Annotated in this window: 22 protein-coding genes; 1 reads left to right on the forward strand and 21 read right to left on the reverse strand. The window is 42.7% G+C overall.

What is annotated here, in order from left to right:
• Positions 1-46: 46 nt before the first annotated feature.
• Together spoIIP and gpr are read right to left on the reverse strand one after the other, a co-directional pair.
• Positions 47-1,219 (reverse strand): stage II sporulation protein P, encoded by a 1,173-nt coding sequence (spoIIP, locus tag BN6465_RS11865; protein ID WP_082891693.1) that lies wholly within the window; start codon positions 1,217-1,219, stop codon positions 47-49.
• A 67-nt stretch (positions 1,220-1,286) separates the two neighbouring features.
• Complete coding sequence (gene gpr, locus BN6465_RS11870; protein WP_066735425.1) at positions 1,287-2,255, reverse strand: GPR endopeptidase; 969 nt, start codon at positions 2,253-2,255, stop codon at positions 1,287-1,289.
• Between the two features lie 181 nt (positions 2,256-2,436).
• On the opposite strand from gpr, the gene rpsT reads away from it, so the two are divergent.
• Positions 2,437-2,700: a 30S ribosomal protein S20 gene (rpsT, locus tag BN6465_RS11875; RefSeq protein ID WP_066735428.1), complete on the forward strand. Its 264-nt coding sequence runs from the start codon at positions 2,437-2,439 to the stop codon at positions 2,698-2,700.
• Positions 2,701-2,775: 75 nt separating this feature from the next.
• Here rpsT and BN6465_RS11880 read toward each other — a convergent pair whose 3' ends face one another.
• From BN6465_RS11880 to BN6465_RS11970, 19 genes are all read right to left on the reverse strand, one after another.
• Positions 2,776-3,585 (reverse strand): aldo/keto reductase, encoded by an 810-nt coding sequence (locus tag BN6465_RS11880; RefSeq protein WP_066735449.1) that lies wholly within the window; start codon positions 3,583-3,585, stop codon positions 2,776-2,778.
• Between the two features lie 14 nt (positions 3,586-3,599).
• Complete coding sequence (locus tag BN6465_RS11885) at positions 3,600-4,970, reverse strand: amidohydrolase (protein ID WP_066735451.1); 1,371 nt, start codon at positions 4,968-4,970, stop codon at positions 3,600-3,602.
• Positions 4,967-6,379, reverse strand: coding sequence for a sodium:solute symporter family protein (locus BN6465_RS11890; RefSeq protein ID WP_066735452.1), 1,413 nt, complete (start codon positions 6,377-6,379; stop codon positions 4,967-4,969). Before BN6465_RS11890 ends, BN6465_RS11885 begins: the two co-directional genes overlap by 4 nt.
• 30 nt (positions 6,380-6,409) lie before the next feature.
• Positions 6,410-7,720 (reverse strand): MFS transporter, encoded by a 1,311-nt coding sequence (locus tag BN6465_RS11895; protein WP_066735455.1) that lies wholly within the window; start codon positions 7,718-7,720, stop codon positions 6,410-6,412.
• A 39-nt stretch (positions 7,721-7,759) separates the two neighbouring features.
• The gene (locus BN6465_RS11900; RefSeq protein ID WP_082891695.1) at positions 7,760-9,058 is read right to left on the reverse strand and encodes a glycine/betaine/sarcosine/D-proline family reductase selenoprotein B; all 1,299 of its coding nucleotides are present in this window, start codon (positions 9,056-9,058) and stop codon (positions 7,760-7,762) included.
• A gap of 17 nt (positions 9,059-9,075) precedes the next feature.
• Positions 9,076-10,386: a glycine/sarcosine/betaine reductase component B subunit gene (locus tag BN6465_RS11905; RefSeq protein WP_066735461.1), complete on the reverse strand. Its 1,311-nt coding sequence runs from the start codon at positions 10,384-10,386 to the stop codon at positions 9,076-9,078.
• A gap of 192 nt (positions 10,387-10,578) precedes the next feature.
• Positions 10,579-12,018 (reverse strand): PucR family transcriptional regulator, encoded by a 1,440-nt coding sequence (locus BN6465_RS11910; protein ID WP_066735465.1) that lies wholly within the window; start codon positions 12,016-12,018, stop codon positions 10,579-10,581.
• Between the two features lie 92 nt (positions 12,019-12,110).
• Positions 12,111-12,752 carry a type I phosphoribosyltransferase gene (locus BN6465_RS11915; RefSeq protein WP_066735471.1) on the reverse strand — a complete coding sequence of 214 codons (642 nt, stop codon included), beginning with the start codon at positions 12,750-12,752 and terminating at the stop codon, positions 12,111-12,113.
• Between the two features lie 99 nt (positions 12,753-12,851).
• A complete protein-coding gene (locus BN6465_RS11920) occupies positions 12,852-13,790 on the reverse strand; it encodes an RpnC/YadD family protein (protein ID WP_066735474.1) in 939 nt (312 codons plus the stop codon).
• Positions 13,791-14,350: 560 nt separating this feature from the next.
• Positions 14,351-15,367 (reverse strand): ketol-acid reductoisomerase, encoded by a 1,017-nt coding sequence (ilvC, locus tag BN6465_RS11925; RefSeq protein WP_066735477.1) that lies wholly within the window; start codon positions 15,365-15,367, stop codon positions 14,351-14,353.
• Positions 15,368-15,456: 89 nt separating this feature from the next.
• The gene (ilvN, locus tag BN6465_RS11930) at positions 15,457-15,957 is read right to left on the reverse strand and encodes an acetolactate synthase small subunit (protein ID WP_066735483.1); all 501 of its coding nucleotides are present in this window, start codon (positions 15,955-15,957) and stop codon (positions 15,457-15,459) included.
• A gap of 231 nt (positions 15,958-16,188) precedes the next feature.
• The gene (locus BN6465_RS11935) at positions 16,189-17,112 is read right to left on the reverse strand and encodes a DUF1848 domain-containing protein (protein WP_066735486.1); all 924 of its coding nucleotides are present in this window, start codon (positions 17,110-17,112) and stop codon (positions 16,189-16,191) included.
• Between the two features lie 92 nt (positions 17,113-17,204).
• Positions 17,205-17,813, reverse strand: a complete 609-nt coding sequence (locus BN6465_RS11940; protein WP_066735487.1) for a DUF5105 domain-containing protein — start codon at positions 17,811-17,813, stop codon at positions 17,205-17,207.
• A 31-nt stretch (positions 17,814-17,844) separates the two neighbouring features.
• A complete protein-coding gene (gene glyA / locus BN6465_RS11945) occupies positions 17,845-19,080 on the reverse strand; it encodes a serine hydroxymethyltransferase (protein WP_066735488.1) in 1,236 nt (411 codons plus the stop codon).
• Positions 19,081-19,203: 123 nt separating this feature from the next.
• A complete protein-coding gene (locus tag BN6465_RS11950; RefSeq protein WP_066735489.1) occupies positions 19,204-20,028 on the reverse strand; it encodes a hypothetical protein in 825 nt (274 codons plus the stop codon).
• A 146-nt stretch (positions 20,029-20,174) separates the two neighbouring features.
• Complete coding sequence (locus tag BN6465_RS11955; RefSeq protein ID WP_066735496.1) at positions 20,175-20,687, reverse strand: hypothetical protein; 513 nt, start codon at positions 20,685-20,687, stop codon at positions 20,175-20,177.
• 287 nt (positions 20,688-20,974) lie between these two features.
• Positions 20,975-21,220 carry a DUF6718 family protein gene (locus BN6465_RS11960; RefSeq protein ID WP_066735500.1) on the reverse strand — a complete coding sequence of 82 codons (246 nt, stop codon included), beginning with the start codon at positions 21,218-21,220 and terminating at the stop codon, positions 20,975-20,977.
• Entirely contained in the window at positions 21,210-21,605 is a 396-nt protein-coding gene (locus tag BN6465_RS20255; protein ID WP_074017793.1) for a hypothetical protein, read from the reverse strand. Before BN6465_RS20255 ends, BN6465_RS11960 begins: the two co-directional genes overlap by 11 nt.
• A 360-nt stretch (positions 21,606-21,965) precedes the next feature.
• Positions 21,966-22,976 carry a GGGtGRT protein gene (locus BN6465_RS11970; RefSeq protein WP_066735501.1) on the reverse strand — a complete coding sequence of 337 codons (1,011 nt, stop codon included), beginning with the start codon at positions 22,974-22,976 and terminating at the stop codon, positions 21,966-21,968.
• Between the last annotated feature and the right edge of the window lie 9 nt (positions 22,977-22,985).

Genomic DNA, 22,985 nt, shown 5'->3' on the forward strand with positions numbered 1-22,985 from the left:
AAACTATTTCTAGTGTAACATATTTTCTTTTTGCGAACAACAGTTCTTATTTAATAACTTGATTCAAGATTTCCGCCAGCGGCTCCATGGCATTTTTCATCTCCTGAAGCGTGTTCGTCTGGGCTCCTGCCTCTATCAGCAGCATTTTAGGCATTAAATCCATATTATATTTATATCCCTTCAGATAATTACGTCTTGTGAAGCCGGGATAAGTTTTTTCCGCGGCAATCTTCATCTGCAGAGAAAACGCAAGGTTATCTTGGATATACGGATTTCCCATTCCCGCAAGGTCCCCGTTTGTTCTTGTTCTGGACATTCCATTGAAAAGCATAATCTGGGCCGTCGGTTTTCCGTTAATGTCCGTTACAAGATGCGTACTCTCTCCTACCCCGTCCCTATGTAAATCAATGACTACCTCAATACTCGGATTATCTTTCAGAATCTGCTCTATCTCGGGCTTTGCAAGCTCATATGCTTCACTCCGGTCAAGTTTGCCATCTATCAAATCATATACACCCTCGTGGTGCATAGTGGAAATTCCATATTTATTGTTGAGCAGGTCGGCGAGGTAACGCCCAACACCGACAATACTGGTGGCTGGGTCTCCGTCGGAATCTACAAATGTCTCCTGCGAGTGAGTATGGAATATCAGGACTTTCGGCCCTTCACTCTCTGTATTTATCCGTAAATCCTTGGACATCAGCTCCGGTACATTCAAATCCGAAGGCTCCACATATGTCACACTGTCTACTGTATAGAAATTACTGATTAAATAATCAAAGTTACTCAACTTCTCGATAGACAGATCCACTGCGGGCACCGAAGCCTGCTGTGTCTCGTCACTGTTGTCTTCCCCGACCAGATTCCCGTTCGCGTCCACTGTATTTTCATCTTCTGCCTGCTTTTTCACCAGCATTTCATAGGTGGCCTCATCCTCCACAGCCGTTTCCCCATTTTCTTTCTCCTGTATATACCCACCGAGAGGAATCATATTCATTGCCAGTCTGGTAAGCCACTTCTCAGCCGGTTCTCTTTCTGTCTTTTTATTGCTGTAGGCAATAGCGGGAAGATATGTCTGCTCCGCACTTTCTTGTATTTCTTGAAAAAGTTGTATTTTCAGGGAGCGCAGAATCTGACTTCCGCCCTCCCTCATAAGGTATCCACCCAATATGCAAATAATCAGACATATAAGCATCGTGCTTACCCGCCATTTTTTCATGCTTTCGCCCCGTTTTCAGTGTAGTCTGGCATTTGTATCTACACATTTTATGCGTCTCCCCGGCACTTTATGCGGTGGCGGTTCCTGAAAACAATATATTCAAGGCCTCCGATATAGTATAACTAATCCGTTTTACCGTATCGTCGATATCCTTCGGTGTCACGAACATTCCATTCAAATGTGGAGAAATCAGCTCTTTTACCAGTTCATATTTTTCTGCTGCACTGTATCCCTGCATGACCAGCCCCACCCCCTTCAGCGCTTCCGATGATTCCAGCGCCTGCAGAAGATTTTCCATTGTATCATTGACAATAGTCGCCGCGTCCACAACCGTTGGCACCCCGATAGCGATGACTGGTATCCCGACCGTGTCTTTCGTGATTCCATTCCTGTGGTTGCCGACTCCCGAACCCGGGTTGATGCCCGTGTCCGCTATCTGTACCGTCCTGTTCAGCCTCCGCGAATTTCTGGCCGCCAGCGCGTCGATTGCAACGACAAAATCCGGTTTTGTCTCCGCTACTACGCCCCGTATAATCTCTACAGTCTCCATCCCGGTCTGCCCCATGACCCCTGGTACTATCGCGCTCACTATCTCCATTTCATCATCGCCCATAGCATATCTTCCATATTCTTTGAAAATATGTCTTGTGATATTTAAGTTATCCACAACATAGGGCCCCAATGCATCCGGCGTAACTTGCCTGTTCCCCAGCCCTACTACCAGAACTTGATAGCTCTCTTTTTTTTCAGGCACCATGCCTTTGATAAATTCTGCCAATTCCTTTGAAACTTCCCGATGATACTCTTCATCCGGAACAGCCATGTTGGGCGCTTCCATAGTAATATAGGTTCCAACCGGCTTTCCCATCGTTTTGGCTCCCTTTTCTGTCTCGATCTTCACGGTAGTGACACGAATTTCCCGCTCTTCATCGTACTCTTCTTCCAGAATGACCCCCTGTACTTCTACGTTGTCAGACTCGAACCGTTCCTTCTGCTCCAGCGCAAGGTCTGTTCGGATACTATACTTCTCGACCATGATTTTCCCCCTGTTAAATATTTTCACACTTACTGCTAATGCTATTTTTCACAAAAAAATGGGAAATATGTATTGACAAGCATTATTTAATCGCATAAAATAAATAAGTGTGTTCGTCAGATGTTCCGTGTCACGTTCTGACGGATTGTGAATAATCAAATGAGATTTGGAGGTGTCGGAATTGGCTAACATTAAATCTGCAAAAAAAAGAATTTTAGTGACTGAAACGAAAACAGCTAGAAATAAAGCAATTAAGTCTAAAGTTAAAACTTACGTGAAAAAAGTGGAAACAGCTGTTGCTAAAAAGGATGCTGCTGCAGCAAAAGAAGCTTTGAAAGAAGCTATCGTTGTAATCAACAAAGCAGGCAGCAAAGGTGTTTATCATAAAAATACCTGCTCCAGAAAGATTTCCCGTTTAACAAAAGCTGTTAACGCAATTGCTTAATTCAGTTTTGAATAAATACGAGAAAACAAAAGACAACCGCGAACCGTCAGCGGCTGTCTTTTTATTTGGTAAAATCTATAAATCTTTTGTCCATTCAAGCAGGGATTCCTTTTGGTCCAGCGCTGCAATTGCTTCCATGTCCATAGCATCTAATTCAAAATCAAAAATGTCAATATTTTCTTTGATTCTATTTGGATTAATTGATTTCGGGATGACCACAATATTCCTTTGGACAAGATTTCTCAGCATAACCTGCGCAACAGATTTCTGATATTTTTCAGCAATTCCCATCAGGACCGGATGTGTGAAGACCCCATTTCTCCCTTTAGCAAGAGGACTCCATGCCATCAACAATGTACCATGTTTTTCCAGCACAGTTTGCAGTTCATGATTCTGTTGAAAAACATGAGTTTCAAATTGATTCACCGCAGGAACTATATTACATTTACTTATAAAATCAAGATAACGCTCTTCACGGAAATTGCAGACGCCAATTGCCCGAACTTTGCCCGCATTATAAGCCTCCTCCATGGCACGATACATTTCTAAGCTTTCCTTATAGGGCATATGAAGGAGCAGTAAGTCGATATAGTCTGTCTGTAATTCCTTCAATGAACAATCAATTGCATTTTTAGCCTTGTCGTAACTGCAGCTTGTTTCGTACAGTTTTGTAGTTAAAAACAATTCCTGTCTAGAGACACCAGATACTTTTAGTGCAGCTCCAATATCCGATTCATTTCCATACATTTGTGCCGTATCTATCGCACGGTATCCCGCTTTGACAGCAGCATCTATAGCAATACGAAGTTCTTCTTTCTCCGATGCAAATGTCCCCAATCCAATACTCGGTATTTTCACATGATTATTCAATTCAATCAGCTTCATCTTATAACCTCTTTCTAATCCTCCAGCCAGCATTTATGGGGAGGAATATTTATTTTTTTAAATGCTTCCCAGCATTCATCAACAATCCTTGTATCTGTAAAAGCGTCAACCGCTGCCTGCGCTATGATTTTGTAAGCATAAAGCGCTGGTTTCATTCCAATACTTGTACCTGCACAAAAGGTCGCGCTCCAGTGGTGTCCCGGGCACCGTATAGGTCTGGCCAGCCCTTGAAAATGTAAACTAGGGCCAAAATATGTCATGTCCGCAGCATCTGTGCAATTTGAGCATTCACCCAGCTCTTCCCTGTAAGGCAGATATTTCGTGGGCAGTAATTCCTCATCATCCTCCGGGGGTTCTGCATGATTCACCTGTCTGTATAGCTGACGTACCATCTCATATTCTTCCTTCTCATAAATAAGCGGCGGAACTTTTCCTGCCTCCTCACACATATATTTACACAGAGGCAATGTATAGTAATACTGTGGGACCCCGGATTCCACTTGGTATTCAAAAGTGGTATCCGTCATAAGCGCTGCTCCCTTCGCACATTTTATCCCGCGTTCAAGCAAATCAACTGCAGTGTCATAATCATCCATACTGCGGAACATATAACGCACAGAGGCATAATCCGGTATAATATTGGGCGCCGCACCTCCGTTTACTATATTATAATGAATCCAAGTATTCTCTTTTGAATGTTCACGCAGGAACTCACATCCAATATTCATAAGCTGTACCGCATCCAATGCACTTCTTCCATCCCAGCGCATCCCTGCGGCATGTGCGGCAGTACCGTGGAATTCAAATAGTACCCGGATTGCCACCTGCTGTGGTACTGGACAAAAATCAAGCGGCCCGGGCGCAGGATGCCACATAAGTGTCATATCGACATCGTCAAACACACCATGATGTCCCAAATAAGATTTCCCTCTGCCAATCTCCTCCCCCGGTGCCTGTATCAGTTTGATAGTTCCGGAAAGTTTCATTTTTTCCATCGCATACCGGACTGCAGCTGCGGCCGCTGCCGCTCCTCCGGCCATTGTATTATGCCCGCAGCCATGGCCGGGACCTTCTATTTCTTCTTTTTTAGGTACACACCTCTGCCCTAAACCCGGAAGTGCATCCAACTCCCCCACAATTGCTATGACCGGCTTTCCACTCCCCCAGCTGGCAATCATAGTGTTGCAATCGGCTTGCTGATTGTCCCAGTCCTCAGCGGCATGAGTTTCGACACTCTCAAAACCTTCTTCTACGGCAAATTTTCTCATAAGTTCACATGCGTAGTACTCCTTAAGGGACAGTTCAGGATGTTCCCAGATGTCTCGCATTAGACTATATATTTTCGTCTCATTCTTTTCAAACCATTCCGCAATATACGAATTCAATATCTCGCCTCCTTATTTTTTATAGATTGCTTATACAATCCAATAGAACCGCCTACCATAATCACTAAATTCAATGCTGCTCCAATGATAACTCCATCCACCTTAAGCCCTAAAGGTACTTTCACAAACATGTCGAAGCCAAAAGAGCATATGCTTCCGACAATCATCGCGATACCAGCGGCTTTCGCGTTTGCCTTTTTCCAAAAGCATCCTAGAATCAAAGGAAAGAAGATTCCTGCCCCATATGCGCTTGCTCCAATCTTGAAAAGAGCATATATTTTGTCGACATACAAAGCTATCAGGCATAAAATAATGGAGAAAACCACGCAAGAAACCCGGGTTATCATCAATATTTTCTTATCACTGAGGTTCTTACGTTTTGGACGGACAATGTCATCCACAAAAGTTGAGCCGAGCAGCAGCAAATATGAATCCCCTGAAGTCAGGGTTAAGCCTAAAAGTACAGACAAAATCAAGCCTTTCAATGCAATAGGAAAATATGTGCTGACGTACCGCACAGTGAACGTACTTCCTATTGTGATATCTGGAAAAATGTTTTTCATCGCAAGTGCGGGCAATGCTGTAATGATTCCTGCCACGATTAAAGATACTCCCCATGCTGTCAGAGAGCCGATTAATGCATCCTTCGTAGAACGCGCAGCAAAAATCCTCTGCGCAAAATTAGGTTCAGCTCCTGTCGACAGTGAATATGAAATGGCCCAGCCAACCATGGTAATAGGTGCAATTCCTTTGACTAGCGATAATCGCTCCGGCGTCTGAGATGCAAGCACTGTCTCAATCCCTCCCGCAGATCTAAACACCATAATAGGAAATACAACACCAAAGGTGACCAAAATAATGATAGCCTGTATTGTGTCCGTTAACGCTACGCCGTAAAGCCCGCTTGGCAGCGTCAATAAAACAACAACCAACGCTCCTATTAATGTCCCGGTCTTACGGTCACATAGGCCTAATGCCTCCAGCATGACTCCTATGGCGAGAAAGGTAGCGGCGCAGGAAGCAATCGCAGAGATTAATACACAATAAGAACTATACTTCTTTGTGGATGTATTATACCTTTTCTCCAAAAACATAGGCAGAGAGCTGACCCCTGACTTGCGTAAGGGTACTGCCATAATCAGCAAAAACACCCATCCGACCCACCAAAACAGGCTAGATGTAATCCCTGCGACCCCCGCCTCCAGAATCATGTCATATTTACCAATCACCATATTTCCGCCCATTGTAGTGGCTATAGTAGAGCCTGCTACCATGAACCACGATAGGCTCTGCCCGGCATTGGTAAAGTTCTTCGCCTGCATCTTTTTATTGCTGTTAACGCACAATCCCACAAAAAACGCAATATAGAGAATAATGACTCCAATATCTATAACGCTTATTTTTCCCAAGCCTCTATGCCCCCTTTGTGCCATCTATTTCTAAATCATCAGTCCTTCCGGTGTGCTGCCGTTAGCCTCATCCTGCTTCTTTGCTCTTTCCAAGCGTCTTGCAAAAAAGATACAAATAATCAGCCCTGCCACGAATAAACACAGACCTATTGTGTATAAAATATGATATCCTTTGTTCGTTCCATAATTCGTAGTCAATGTTCCTGCACCTTTTGCAATCAAAGTCGACTGCAGGCCTGTCACAAAATTCAGCAGTCCAATTACAGTACCACGCGCTCTCCTCGGCAGACGGCTTTCCCCAATCATCGTATTCCGTGCGGGTTTACCAAATGAGAAGGTGCCCCGCAGAAAGAATACTATAATTACAGCTATGGTTAAATATTTCGCGCCCCAGGGAAGTATCAAAATTGCGGCGGCGGCCGCAATCGCCATACAGAGGCTAAGCGCAACACTCTTGGTCACAGAACCAATTTTAGCTGCCAGAACGCCCGCAAGAGGCGCAAGAATCAAGGCTGTTCCATTATTTGCATAGGATGCCACAAACTGAATTGTCGACTGGGACGCACCAAATTCACTGGCCAGCAGCGGCTGTACGAAAGTATTCAGATCATAGGGAAGTACGGTTGCAACTCCAATCGCTATGATAAAATAAGTATTCGGATTTTTTAACAGATCCCCCACTAATTTTAAACTGAATTTCCCATCATTATGCTGCTCTATCTCGCCGCTTTCTAACATTTTCTGATACTGTGGCTCAATAAACACCATATGCCCGATCCATGATACCAGCATCATTCCACAGAAAAAAAAGATAATGGCATTCAGGCCTGCCCCACTGCCAGATTTATTAATAATTTTGGATGCGATGGGCGCTATCACAAGCGACTCTGCTGCCGCCAGTCCATAGAACCATCCATACAATGTCGACTCCTGTTCTCTCGTCCCAAGTGTAGATATGTAACGCATCATGGGAACACAAAACAGTGCCAGACCGAACCCTGATACTCCCACTGCCACAAGCTGCATAATCATATAGCCACTTCTCATGACAGCCAGCGCCCCACATACACATAAACCTGCATAGGCTATGGTAATACTTATTTTCGGTTTTATATTATCTGCTATGAATCCTCCCACCAGATAACCAAATGCGCCTACAAAAGACTGAATTGCTGCCAAATTGGCAATCTCCATGTCTGTATATCCAAATACATTTTGTATCAGTGAGTAATAAGATGTATAAAAATAACCCATGACCATAACTCCTGACCAGCCTAATGATAAGATAATCAGAAACATCCACTGCCGTCTGCTCAGTTTACTCTTTTCTTTTTCACTCATACCGTTCTCACTCCTTCTCCAAAAAATTACGACTTCGTGTCAAAAAATAGTTGATTCTTTTACATCTGTAGATAGAGCAGACAAGACTTTTTTAAATAATTCATATCGTTGCTCATTCCTAATCTCTTCGGGCATAGTTGGATCACAATACGGAAATGGAATTCCATATGACTTCACAATCCTATTACAGCCCAAACTGGCAGAAACAGGCGTCATGTTCGCCACATGGACTGATGTGATACCTGCCTTTTCCAGTTCAACAACCATTGCTGCTCCGCAGCGTGTGCAGGTGCCTCATGCAGAAGTCAGGACTACAGCCTGTATCTGGTCTTTTTTCAGAAGTTCTGCAATCTCGTTGGCCATTCTTCTCGCATCTTTAAGGTTCGTCAGATTACCTGTCGTACTATAAAACTGAGGATGCAGATAACCAATTTCCCCTTCCCGCTCAAGCCGGCGCATGGCATCCACGGGAACAAATACCATTGGGTCACTGTTGGCATATTTGTGATCATATCCACCATGAATAGATTCCCATTCTCCGGCTTTTAATTCATCTTCCGGCAGAGGGTAGGCTGCAAAGCGAACTGCTCCAGCACTGCTGATTCGATCAGGATTCCCTATAGGTACAATTCCCCCTGTACAGACAAATGCGATTCTTGCTTTCGCTGTATCCTCAATGGCAAGAGGGATTGGCACTGGTTCGAGCAATTCGATAGGGAGCTCTGATTCAAATGACTCTCCCTTTAATTTTTTCAGCAGCATGGCAATCGCCCTCTTATCCGCGGTCTGCTCCGCCGGTAAAATCACTTGAGAACGGATACCTCTAGGAAAATATCCCTCCTCATCCGCCCACAAAATAGGTTCTTCATTCAAAAGCTTATTCGAAAAGTCTCCTAGTTTCCTTAAGTCTTTCCTCATAGACGCTCCTGAATGTCCCCCTCGTAAAATATAAATATCACTGCAGTACATATTTACACCGGGAGCCTCTTCATACATGCTGGTCACCGTGGGAGCTTGGTATTTTTCCTGCACAAATTTACATATACGTCCACAATTCACACCATAACGCCCGGCAAAGAAAGCAGGACCTGCAACAAAAAGCTGAAATTCTAAATTTTCCAAAAATCCATCTATAGCTTCTATTGCTTCTTTCTCATGCTCATTCATATAATCGTCTCCGCAGATTATGGTATGTGTAATCTGCCCATTCTGAAGCATTTTGTTTAATTCAACAGACGGTCCAACCATGCCTTCTACTATAATGGGAGCCGCTCCCGCCTTCTCTTCGCCGCCAATCCCACCATAGAACTGATTGATATACATTATTACTTTTTTCATTTTTCCACCTCCAGAAATCAAAAATTTTTGCAGGTTTTATTAGACCAACCTGTCACGCCGCCATTCCCTAAATAACAGCTGGAATCAATTATGATAGAGCCGTCTGCGCGAAGGGAAGGTCCATAAACCGGATTGTCCGACCATGTTCCGGGGTAGGGGTCCCGGATGACAGAGTCTAAATCTCCTATGATTCTATCCATCGCAGGTAATTCAAGAATCTGGGCCGTGTTGCTTGTCGATACAATGGCATCCACCATGCCATCCAGCATAACCTTCGAAGGATTGTTACGACCATTTCGGCCTGTATCCTCATCCGTGACCGCGACGCACTTAATTCCCTTCTCTTCTAGACGGATGATTCCGTTAAACAAATCAATATCTGCATTGCTTACTCCCGGCTCTGTAAAAATAACCCCGTCGCATCTCAACATGGCAGCAGTCTCCGCTACCCGTATAATGCCCCGCTCTTTGCGCTCCAAAGTCTGTCCAATCATGCTCATGATAACGCCCACAAAATGTAATGTTTTTCCATGCTCCGCACAAAGGCTCTTTATGAGAGGAAGGTTTTGATAGTCATATGTAAATGCTCGAAATCCACTGATACAAATCGAGCCGCTGCACAACGCTCCATCTAATATTTCGTTTGGGTGTACCAACGGAGGAATCATATACATCACATCTACTCCATAAAATGTATCGTCAAATCCCGGTGTCTCATAGAATGAATTTAACTGTAGAACCAACGCTACTCTTGGCAGACCTTTATCCTCTTCCCATTCGTCAATATGAAATACTTCCCACTCGGCTGGCTCCAGCTTTTCTACCGTTTTTCCCAAATATTCTCCTAAAAGCTTCGCTCCTTTCCTAAAATTTATATTCTGATGCTGCCCTTGATCTACCGCAGGGTCTGCATCTTCCGCAGTAAAACATACATTGATCAACTGGCTGTAGTGTGATAGTTCTTCCCCCGGGCCACTCATATCCAAAATACCTTCTTCCCAGCCGCCATACTTTCCCACAGCCATAACAGACATTCCCTTTAATGCATGCAAAACCCCGTTTCCTGCTTCTTTTGTTGGGCCTGTCTCTCCTGAAAATACGGCTCTGCCATCCGGCCTGACACGCGCCTCCACAATTTCCTTAATTGGAAGAATCCTTACACGCTCTCCCGGTCTGGCTATATGAAGTTTCACATTTTTGAGCTTTCCTTCCGGATTTAAAGCGGCTATGGCCTCGTTTTCATTGATAGTTAGAACTCCTTTTTCAAAATATGTTTTTTCTCCAAAAACAACATTTGATACCTGAAAGTTACCAATTTCAAGTTTCATTATATTTCGTCACCTCCATATTGATATTCCGCTATTTCTTACATAATTTATTTTATATCATCGTAATCTTCTATAAAATGTTCTAATAAAACCCTTTTTTCTATAAAAAGTACTACAATAGACTACCTTGATTTGATTATATATAAAAAAGATTGCGCCAGTCACGCAATCTTTCTTTTATATTTGACCTTCCTATTGTTCATTGCCCAATAGTTTCTGAACATCTATTTTTCCAAGATAACTAAATATTTCTAAAGTTCTGCGCAGAGAATTAATTACCCTGTGATTATCAAAATTTATGTGAAACCGTTCTTCTAAAACCCGTATATGTTTAAGCAATGTACTTTTATGAATGAACAACACATCAGCCGCTTGCTGTAAACTGCAGTTCAAGCAAATATATACAACCAAACTATTCAGATACTTCGTTCCATGTTCCCTGTCATACCGTTCTATTTTGAGCGCTACCGGATCACAAAAAAAAGAAACATCAATTCCCGCTTCCTCCATCTGATGATACATATGTATCCCTGCTATCTCCCTATAAAAGGATAGATACACTTTATCAGTCAAGCGTTTTCTGAATGAAACTGCATATATACTTTCCCGATAAGCATTTGGCATTAACTGAAGGTCCGAGAAATTATTACTGATTCCCGCATATAGATTCATTTGCTTAAGAAACTCAATCAACTCTGATTTGATTTCCTCCCTTTCAATATCTAAGTCGTCTTCACCAATCAATGCGACACCGTATCCCCTATATTCATATACTGGGTTTTCCAGTAAACTGCTCAATTTTTCCACCACTGTCTTTGTCTGGAAGCTATCCTCTAACTGGACTGAAAACACATAATAACTAGGTCTAACGTATAACCCAAAATGTTTCATTTTCTGTTCTAGCAAATCCTTATCCGTGATTGAACCTTCAATCAACTCCTCCACAAAACGCTGTTTTTCAGATATTATACCATCCCTGCTCCTCATTGATTCTCTTGTCGATAATAATTTGCAAATTTTTTCGGCATAGTATTCGTCACTTTTCGACACAAATGAGCAAAATAATTCCGCAATATAGAGGTATCCTATTAATCCCTCTGCATGAAATATAGGTGCAAGCATTCTTCGGTATGGGAACGCAGTTTCAGGTTCCAGCAATAGTATTTTTCTGCCGGAGGATATGGATTTGCTCTTCAGATTCTGTCGTATTTTCATTGTATCTGCCTCGATACTATTCGCACCTTCAGAGCAGCATACCTGAAAATTAGGATTCAAAAAGCATACCGGATTCCCCATGATTTTAAAAGCAGCGGAACACAAATCACCAATTTCAGTATGTTCCGTCACTAGTGTTCCCATATTGCCTAGATTTATATTACGCTGATAATCTTTCATCACATTCTGGCGCAAACTCTGGACTATTTCGCTTATATCTTTTTCTGGAACGATAAGCAGACAAATATTCTGTGTCATTACAACATTCCTCCACCCTGTTGTAACATACAAAATGTTAGGGATTAGAGTTTCTTCTTTTTCAGCAATCTGCACGCCGTAGATTTCTTCATGAAGCGGGCCCGAATAGTAATAATGGCAATGTTCATCAATAAAGTTAATTAGCATTGATACGGTCATACCTTCTCCCTCCTCATCCTTTCCTGATTTTGCTTGAACTAAATTTTTTGTCACATCTAAAAAGGGATTCCTTTGCAGAAACCCCTTATCATCTACAATTTTGAATATCCGTAACTATTGACTATCGCCTCTATCCGCTGGCCTGCCTTGCACATAGGACACTCCTCCGGCGCATATGCACGATAATCCGGCAAATCTTCACTGCCGAAGATAGCTTTCACTTCCATTCCTGCAATCTTATGGACTGAGCTGAAAATAGAGCAGATGCCGCATACGCTGCCTCCATAATAAAGCACAGATTCAATAGCTTGTTTGACACTCTTTCCCGTGGTGATGGATGCTGCTAATAAAAGAACCTGCTGATTCTTCACCATTCTCTGCTTATTATCTCTGAACATAATCTGGTCATACTGATTGTACTCTGGCGTAACGATTGATATATTATTTCCTTTGCTGAGCGAATAGGGGTGCATATCTGCCAGCTGCTCCGCCATAAATGTACCAATCGTCTCTGTCTCTTCCAGACATACGATTGTGTCGACCATTGTACTGGTAAGATACTCTGCGGCAAGTACTTTCGCAGTCTCACGCCCGTTGTTATGTCTTACCTTGACTGTTGACATGTCAATGTATGTATTAATATGGGAATGGCTGGTGGCAAAGTGTCCTTTCAAAATTTTAATTCGTGCTTTTGGATTCTTCTTGGAACGAAGATCTTCTAATCTAGCATCCATCATATACCTCCTTACAGTAAGCTGATATTTTTTAGTCATTTTTACTGGTTTCAGTATATCATAGCGCCCCGTGGTATGCAATATCACGATAAAAAATGACTATTTTACCTTTTCTTCCGCTTCCGCAAGCTCCTTTGCAAGCGTTTGTATTCTCTCTAACGGTTCTTCCAATATTTCGGCAATTTCCTCCAACGTCTTCCCCTTGGCAAGCTTCTTACAAATTAGGCCTTTTAACTTTTGCTCTATTCCTTCTTTTATCCCTTCTTCTCTCCCTTTTTGAAGACCTTCTTCCCAGCCATCCTCACGGGCTGCTTCACGCATCATACGCATGACTTTTTCTTCATCATATTCATATATGCTCACCTTTTTCGCCTCCGTTCTGTTCTTGCTCAAAAATTCTGACAGAATCCCCTCTTTAATACATTCCGTAATCGCCTGTTCTACCGCATCAGACAGGGAAACATTCTCCGCATACCGCCTGACTCTGGCAGTATATTCAGAGTAATCTCTCAACGTCTTGCAGTTATCCAGCAGCTGTGGATTATGCCCCGGATTAATATTCAGCATAACGGCCCTTAACTCCAGCGACGGTTTATCATCCGGTACCTGAAACACATTAGAAAGCCTTAATTCCTGCACGTCCGGCTGCTCCTCGATGCCATTGTAAAAGATAACAAACTTTGGGGTAGGCAGCAGCACTTTACGGGGGCCGTACAGATTCTCATCCCGCGTCATGCTTGAATACAGATCCGAAATATACATCAGATATCTTAGCGGAAGATTGGGACTATAGGTGGACTGATGCTCATAGAGCGTAAGTCTGGAGTCAATCACGAATGAGATATCATTATGCATCGAAAGGTAAATTGCATTTTCCAACGTATTCACTTCCAGCATCTCCGGGTCGTCATACTTCGTTCCGTTCGCCGCATTATACAGGCTTAACAGTTCCTTCTTGTCGCTGAATACCATCTCAAATATCCGCGATTTGTAAACACGGTTAACTGCCGTATTTTTCTGATAAGTGTGTTTTTCCATAAATTGTCCTCCTTATTCAAAAAATGTCGTTCGCAGGAGGTATCCTTTCGTTCACTTATCTAACGGGAACCTCTCTGCTGTCAATAAATGAAATAAAGCATTGAGATTCCTGAATCGTTTATATAGAAATGATAAACAGTATTGGGGTGTGCCCCTTAGAATTTTAGAATAATAATGCTTTCCAATATTTTACCACACAATCCGGCGCTGTTCCAATAGTAAAATGATACATAGCCATAAAACAAATGACTATTTCATCGTCAAACTTATTATAAGGGGTATCGCAAATTTACGGCAATGAGCCGTCTCATGAGCCATGCTCATTCGACCGTTGGCGTCGCCAACGAAAATCAAGGAGACTCCCCCTTATTCATGCAAGCATGATAAGGGGGGAGCGTAACCTTTTTGGGGTATCGCAAATTTACGGCAACGAGCCGTCTCATGAGCTTTGCTCATTCGACCGTTGGCGTCGCCATTTAAAATCAAGGAGACTCCCCCTTATTCATGCAAGCATGATAAGGGGGAGTCTCCTTGATTTTAAATGGCTCGTTGCCTATCGCTTAGTTGTTAATTAATTTATCTTCGTCGCTCCAGCTGTATAGTTTTCTAACTTCCTCGCCTGTCACTTCTGCTGGGTGTTCTGTTGCTCTTTTTCTCATTGCCTTGAAGTGTACCTGACGGCCTGCCGGTGACATATCAACAAGGAATTCTTTTGCAAAGGTACCATCCTGAATGTCGGAGAGGATCTTCTTCATGGCTTTCTTTGTGTCTTCTGTAATAATCTTTGGCCCTGTTATGTAATCGCCGTATTCAGCGGTATTGGAGATGGAATATCTCATTCCGGAGAAACCACTCTGATAGATAAGGTCTACGATTAGTTTCATCTCATGAATACATTCAAAGTATGCATTTCTTGCATCGTATCCGGCCTCCACAAGTGTCTCAAAGCCTGCCTGCATAAGTGCGCAGACACCGCCGCAAAGAACGGCCTGCTCGCCAAAAAGGTCTGTCTCTGTCTCTGTACGGAATGTGGTTTCAAGAACGCCGGCCCTTGCGCCACCGATTCCCAGTGCATATGCAAGTGCTTTATCCAGTGCCTTTCCACTGGCATCCTGCTCTACGGCTACCAGACAAGGAACCCCCTTGCCAGCTTCGTATTCGCTTCTTACTGTATGTCCAGGTCCCTTAGGTGCTATCATAGTTACGTCTACATTCTTTGGAGGTGTGATACATCCGAAGTGAATGTTGAAGCCGTGAGCAAACATCAGCATGTTGCCCTCTTCCAGATTCGGCTCAATATCATTCTTATACATATCGGCCTGTAATTCATCATTGATGAGAACCATGATGATGTCAGCCTGTTTAGCTGCTTCTGCGGCTGTATACACCTGAAATCCCTGAGCCTCTGCCTTTGCCCAAGACTTACTGCCTTCATAAAGACCGATGATAACATCACATCCTGATTCCTTCAAGTTCAATGCATGTGCGTGTCCTTGGCTTCCGTACCCAATAATCGCGATCTTCTGTCCTTCCAAAACTGATAAGTTACAATCTTCCTGATAATAAATTTTTGCCATGTTACTCTTCCTCCTGATTCTGTTAAATCATTTACATTTATCCAGTTAAAGGGCTGTGCCTCTAGCTTCCTGTTTAAAACGCCTCATTACTAATCTATGTATACAACATCCTCGCTGCCGCGGGTCAATCCAGTGATACCGGTTCTTGCAAGCTCCAGAATCTCATATCCCTCCAGCAGCTCCATGAATGCATCCAGCTTTGACTGTGTTCCGGTAAGCTCCACCATCAGGCAGTCCTTCTCCACATCCACGATCTTAGCCCGGAAAATGTCCGCTACGGATATAATATCGGCTCTCTGGGATGCATTTGCTTTTATTTTAATCATCACCAATTCACGGCAGACTGAATTACTTTCATTCAAAAGCTTAATCTCTATCACGTCCTCAAGCTTCCTGACCTGCTTTTCAATCTGCGACAGTATCAGTTCATCCCCGCTCGCCACAATCGTGATTCTTGTAAAACGCGGATCTGCTGTCGTCCCGGCAGTAATGCTCTCAATGTTATAACCCCTCCGGCTGAAAAGTCCTGCCATGCGGCTCAACAGACCTGGATTATTATGAACCAACAACGAATATGCTTGCTTCCTCATAACATACCTCTTCTTTCTTTGTCACGCGGATACTCCGGCTCCGCTTTTCTTGTTTTAAAGGAAAAACAGAGTGCGTTCTGTTTTTTTATTGTAACAATTCACTTTGCCTTTGTCAAGTGGCTTTGCGTAAAATTTTAACATTTTAACTCAGAAAAGTGAAAATGAGAGACATCACCCTACCTTTCAGTGCTCTGCCTCTCCCACATTTACGATAATCCATTCTTATCTCAACTAAAAATCAAACAACGAAATCTGGTTATCTTTTAATGACCACATCTCTCTGCTCGTAATAATCTCATCCCCTTGAAGATCGCCAATCAAAATAGGCGATCGAGGGTTATGAGTACTGTGCTTACTCCTTGCACTTTCCACACTGGCCGTAGCATAACAATATTTACAGCCGTGAATACACGTATTATAAATCCCGATATCGATGCTTTCGCAACAGCCGCATTCTCTGCGCTGTCCACGGTCTTTTTTAACATCCAGATTGTACCCAGTTATTCGCTGTATCTTCTCCCTGTCAATACAAGCTCCATGACGTATGCCAAAAGATTCAAGATTAACCTTCTCCGCACAACTATACAATGGCAGCTTATACTTAGCCGCAATCGCAGAAAGCGCGGCGGCGGCCTCTTCCATTTCCTCCTGTGAAAGTTCCTGAAAAGGACTGTTCTTATAGTCGTCCACAAAACTGATGATACAGCGTGTAGTGTGTCCACTCAGCCAGCCGCACAACATCTCAAACCGCTCTTTATGGAATTCCAGCGTATATCTATCATCCAGAATAATCGGATCATAGCGCCAATCCACCCGTTCCTTTCCAAGCCGTTCACTCAGCAAAATAAATGCGGCCATCGCATCGGATGTATCCGGCAGTTCAGGTTCCATCTCTCTTCCATAACCAGTAATCGTCATCTGAAAATAGTATCGATAACCAAGCATATCTATCTTATCAAGATACGGAAGCATAGGCTCCGGATTCTTCGTCCAGAATACGAAACAGTCCACCACATCCGGTCTCAGTATAATTCTGCTTACCTTTTTTCTATTATACGGATTAGGAACCAAAACTTCTTCCGCCAGCAAGCGATTCATAAACCACTCCGGATATAGAGCCGGGATGTCTGTCCTTCTGCTTGCACTGATAATCATAATATGCCTCCTGCTTTGTCAGGCCGGTAACGGCCCGCTTATTCCAAAGCCGCCGCATTTTCCATGCGGCGGCTCTGCTGGTCCTCTGTCATCTAAATTTGAAACAAGGATTCTTCTACTTTTTCTACTTCTTTATCGGAGAACTGCCATACCCCACTGCTGTCTTTCGTAATCTCTACTTCTATGACCTCTGGCTCACCATAAGAAGCATTATCTATACACTCTTCCATATAATCACAGGCCATCGATATAACATTGTCCTCCGACAGTGTGCCGCCATCTATGCCCGCTTGAATTTTGTCCTGCAGGCCTTCACTGTATACTTTCAATGCGTCTATCGGTTCTACCGTAATTGCCACAGTGTATCCGTCACCCTTCTTTTCTGCTTCGCCAACTTCATATTTTGCCTTAGCATACAGATTCTTCATCAGGCTTATATAGCGCTCCTTGTCCTCATCTGACATAGTGAAATCGCCAAAGCCCGCCAACACATTTTTCTCGAACTTGGTTTCCAAATCCTCTTTTGCATCCTCTTCCGAAACATCAATCTGCTTTGCATACTCTTTGTAGTCATGCTTATACATAGCATCCATACACGCCTTCGTATAAACGACCGGATCAAATTTGCCACAGCCAGCAAGTCCCAAAATAAATGCAGCAATCATCCCCACCAACACAATTCTCTTAAAACTTTTCTTCATATGCTCTCCTCATTCCTCTATCTTGTTAATCTTACAAAAGCGGATACTTCTGCGCAAGTTCAGCGACCATATCTTTAGCCTTCTCGACATTGTCTTCGCTCTCAATGACCATAGCGATAATCTCCGCAACCTTGTCCATATCCTCTTCCACAAGCCCTCTGCTCGTTACCGCCGGTGTTCCAAGTCTGACGCCACTTGTCACGAACGGGGATCTTGGATCATTTGGAATGGTATTCTTGTTGCAGGTGATATGCGCATCATCTAACCGTTTCTCTAACTCTTTGCCGCTGATATCATTCTGTGTCAAATCAACCAGCATCAAATGATTGTCCGTCCCACCGGATACAATCTTAACTCCACGCTTCTGCAGGCCATCACTGAGCGCCTTGGCATTCTTCAGTACCTGCTCCTGATAGGTCTTAAATTCAGGCTGCAGTGCCTCTTTAAAGCACACTGCTTTTGCGGCGATTACATGCATCAAAGGCCCACCCTGAGTACCCGGGAATATAGCCTTATTAAAATTAAACTTGTCATTCACCTCTTTGCTGGAAAGAATCATGCCTCCCCTAGGCCCACGCAGAGTCTTATGAGTAGTAGTCGTGGTCACATGGGCATACGGTATCGGACTCGGATGCAGGCCTGCCGCAACCAACCCGGCAATATGGGCCATGTCCACCATAAGATAAGCCCCGACCTCATCTGCGATTTCGCGGAACCGCTTAAAGTCGATTGTCCTAGCGTAAGCGCTGGCGCCTGCAATGATCAGCTTTGGCTGATGTTCTTTTGCGATTCGGAGAACTTCATCATAATCTATAAAACCTTCATCGTTTACGCCGTATGCAGCAAAATCAAAATATTTACCGGAAATGTTGACCGGTGAACCGTGAGTCAGATGTCCGCCATGATCCAGATTCATCCCGAGCACCTTGTCCCCCGGATTCAAAATGGCAAAAAATACAGCCGTGTTAGCCTGTGCGCCAGAATGTGGCTGCACATTTGCATACTCACACTGAAACAATTCTTTTGCACGTTCTATGGCAAGATTCTCCACAACATCCACGCACTGGCAGCCTCCGTAGTAACGTCTGCCCGGATATCCCTCCGCGTACTTGTTCGTCATAGGACTTCCCATAGCCGACATAACAGACTTACTTACCCAGTTCTCAGACGCTATCAACTCGATGTGGGAATTCTGTCTTTCCATCTCATCCAGTATCGCCTGTGCCACTTGTGGGTCTTCTTTTTTGATTTCTTCAAAATTGTACATTTACTGACCTCCTTATTCACCTGATGGTAATTACAGGTTTGCCCTGTTTTGTCCTAGCTCTATCTTACTACATTGCTACCTGTTTTGTAAATGCAGATTTGATCTGTCGCCCTCAGATAAATGTTAATCCTCATGGAGGACTTCCCTCTGCAGCCTATGATAATCTTCATCATTTATTTTTTCATTTTCTTCACTCAAACCGTTTAATAAAAGAAGCGTAGAATCCTTTGTGGCCGGCAGGATTTTTGCATTTTTCTGCTCCAGCTCAAAAGGGACCACATATACTTTGATCGGTTCAGAAATATAGTTCCCCTTCGTACGCCCACTATATTCCACACTCAGGCGTATTTCATACAACCCCGGTTTGTCACAATCAAAATATACGGTCGCCGCCTCTAAATCATTGGGCAAAATCTTTACATAGCTCTCCTTGTCCTTATGCAAATCCAAATCATCATATTCTGTCCCTAAATAAGTCAACGGATTTTCAGCGCCATCCACTTTTCCGTAATAATAGATAAATCCTTCCTCTCCGCCTCCGCCGCCTTCCGGACTTATCAGCTCTACCTCTGAATCCGCATAGGAATCTACAAGCAGTTTAAGCGAATCGACTTTAATGGATGCATCAAAATTATTATGAATCGTGTATTTTAATTCATAATCTCCGTAATTATAAGAATTGGAGATAAGCGTCTTATATACCCTCCTATCTTCAATGGCGTATGTCCTGCTGAAAAAACTGACATCCACTGCCAGACCTCCGCCATTCTGTCCCTGCGGCGGATTGTAGGACAGTACAACGCCAAGCATTCCGATCAGTGTAGCCAATAAACCGAAAAACTTCTTATATCTTTTCTTTTTAATGATAATCTTATATAGTACAACAACCGCTGTAACCAGAAGAACCACGGTTATTCCAAATAACAAATGATATACGATTCTAGACATTCTCTACCTCTTAACTTTACTCTCCACCAAATAAGCTGATTATACCATATATGGCTTGAATCATATAGTACTTTGAGTAGCAAAAGGCTGTATCGACCTAAAAAGTCGATGCAGCCTTTACAATTATTTAATCTATATACTAGATATTACTCGATCCAATCAAAAACTATGTTTTCCCTATTAAATACGATTAGTAAGCCGAGCATATAATTATATCTCTCAGAAACCAAAAACTCAGTTATCTTTTCTTTATCTTCTTCAATATCCTTTTCATATGCCCACCACCCCTTACACTCTATTATTAAAATATTGTTCTCGTTACTCCCTCGCTTATGTAAAATTAAATCTGGATAACACCCATTAGGTCTATTACCTAAACGTTTAACCCCTTCAATATCTCGATTATACTCTGCATCCAAATCATACTTTTTTAATAAATAATTAGAATCAATATATTTATTTAAGTAAAGACCAAATTTAAAACAAATACTTCGTTCATGAGCATGAATATCTATAAAGTTATCATCACAAATCAAATTTCTGTCAAGTAAATATAATTCTTCGCCGGCCTTTTTCAAACATTTAATAAGTTCTCTTTTTACTTTTTCCTTATATTCTATATCATATATTTCTCTATGCATACTTATGTTTTCTTTCATCTCTTTTCACTTTAAAGTCTTATATAATTCTAAGACTATTGATTCTCCAAAGTCAATTTTGCCTTCAAGACAGCTGATTGCTAAGTCGCTATCCTCTTATGTCAGTGGCGCTAGCGACCGTTCAGTCTTTTGAATTCCATAATTTAAATAGCTTATAGAATTTCCCTTCCTTCGCCGCTTCCTCAATCGAAACGGTGAAGGAAGGTCTTTAAGGGGTTGAGGGGTGTTTGTGTGCTTTGACTGTGCTGCTCTGCACTACTGACCGCCTTCCATTCCTCTTGTAGAGTTTATGCAACCCGATTCATCTTACTGACTTGATCAATAAATTCTTTCATATCATCTACATAAGAATATGGGGCATACTCCGAATAAATATCCGGATTATCCAATATCACAATTTGTACCCCGTCAGCTCTCAATGCCTCCAATGTTCCCGGCAGACAACGCGCTTCACTTACCGTCTTGCACAGATATGCGATGCACCCCTGTTTATCAAATACTTTAGCTATAATATATATTTTTTTATCTCCCATCCAATTCACCTTCCCAATATTTTAGGCGCTCAACAAATTCCTGCTCGTTCGTTATTACCTTTTCCACATATTCCTTATAAAGATGGTTCCCTATTTCCGGCCCTTTATATTTATATACATATTGATGGCTCCAAATATTGAATAAATAATCTTTTCCGCACCATAACTGTATCTCTATAGGATAAGCCAAATTATCTCTTTGATAATACAGGTGAATTGCATGGTAACCATCATCTGTTTTCTTTCCCTTTCGCAAATCAACTACTCTGAAATATTCTGGATACTTTTCAGGATATTCTTCAAATCGTAGCCGAAATCCCAGTATATCATTAAAGCACTGCTTAAATCCACCCCCGGTTCTAATTGTCTTCTCATACTTACGCATAATAGAATCATCACTCTTAAATTTTGAACCAATCAAGTTTTCCTATACTAATACATCTATATAGCTTGCACGATATCTTGCAATATCTTCCAATATTAATTCCAGAGGCGTATTCCTCAACGAAATCTGCTTTAGACTTCTGCCTAATGTCGATTTATAAGACAATATGTCAAGAGTTTCTTTTGAAATATAGGAAGCCATACTATCACCACCTTTTACAGGTAGTATATCATAATGCCTTCGTAATATCACTATTTTTAGTGATATTTTAGCTCTTGGATAGCCTTACAGTTTCAAAAACCGCACCAACCATCAAAGGTTAGTGCGGTCTATAAAACACTTTATAGATATACGATTTTTTTAGAATTTCCCTTCCTTAGCCGCTTCCTCGATCGAAACTGCAACAGCAACAGTCATACCAACCATCGGGTTGTTTCCTGCTCCGATAAGTCCCATCATCTCAACGTGAGCCGGTACGGAAGAAGAACCTGCAAACTGAGCGTCAGAGTGCATACGTCCCAATGTGTCTGTCATACCATAGGAAGCCGGTCCTGCTGCCATATTATCCGGGTGAAGTGTACGGCCTGTACCACCGCCGGATGCTACGGAGAAGTATTTCTTACCCTGCTCGATACATTCTTTTTTATAAGTACCTGCAACCGGGTGCTGGAAACGGGTCGGGTTGGTAGAGTTACCTGTGATAGATACGTCTACGCCTTCTTTGTGCATGATAGCAACACCTTCGCGGACATCGTTAGCGCCGTAGCAGTTAACCTTTGCGCGGAGCCCCTCTGAATAAGCAGTTCTCTGAACTTCTTTCAGCTCCCCTGTGTAATAGTCGTAATCTGTCTCAACATATGTAAATCCGTTGATTCTGGAAATGATTTTCGCTGCATCTTTTCCAAGTCCGTTCAAAATAACACGGAGCGGTTTCTGACGAACTTTATTTGCCTTTTCAGCGATACCGATAGCTCCCTCAGCTGCCGCAAAAGATTCATGTCCTGCAAGGAATGCAAAGCAGTCCGTATCTTCTTCAAGAAGCATCTTTCCTAAGTTACCATGTCCAAGACCTACTTTACGCTGGTCTGCCACAGAACCCGGGATACAGAAAGCCTGAAGGCCTTCCCCGATTGCTGCCGCTGCGTCTGCCGCGGATTTACATCCTTTTTTAATCGCGATTGCCGCACCTACGATATAAGCCCAGCAGGCATTTTCAAAACAAATCGGCTGAATGCCTTTTACCTGATTGTATACATCAAGTCCGGCATCCTTTGTAATCTTCTCTGCCTCTTCGATAGAAGCAATGCCATAGCTGTTTAATACTTCATTGATTTTATCAATTCTTCTTTCATATGATTCGAATAAAGCCATTTACTTGTC

This window comes from Bariatricus massiliensis, assembly GCF_900086725.1.
In the GTDB taxonomy this organism is placed as follows: Bacteria; Bacillota; Clostridia; order Lachnospirales; family Lachnospiraceae; genus Allocoprococcus; species Allocoprococcus massiliensis.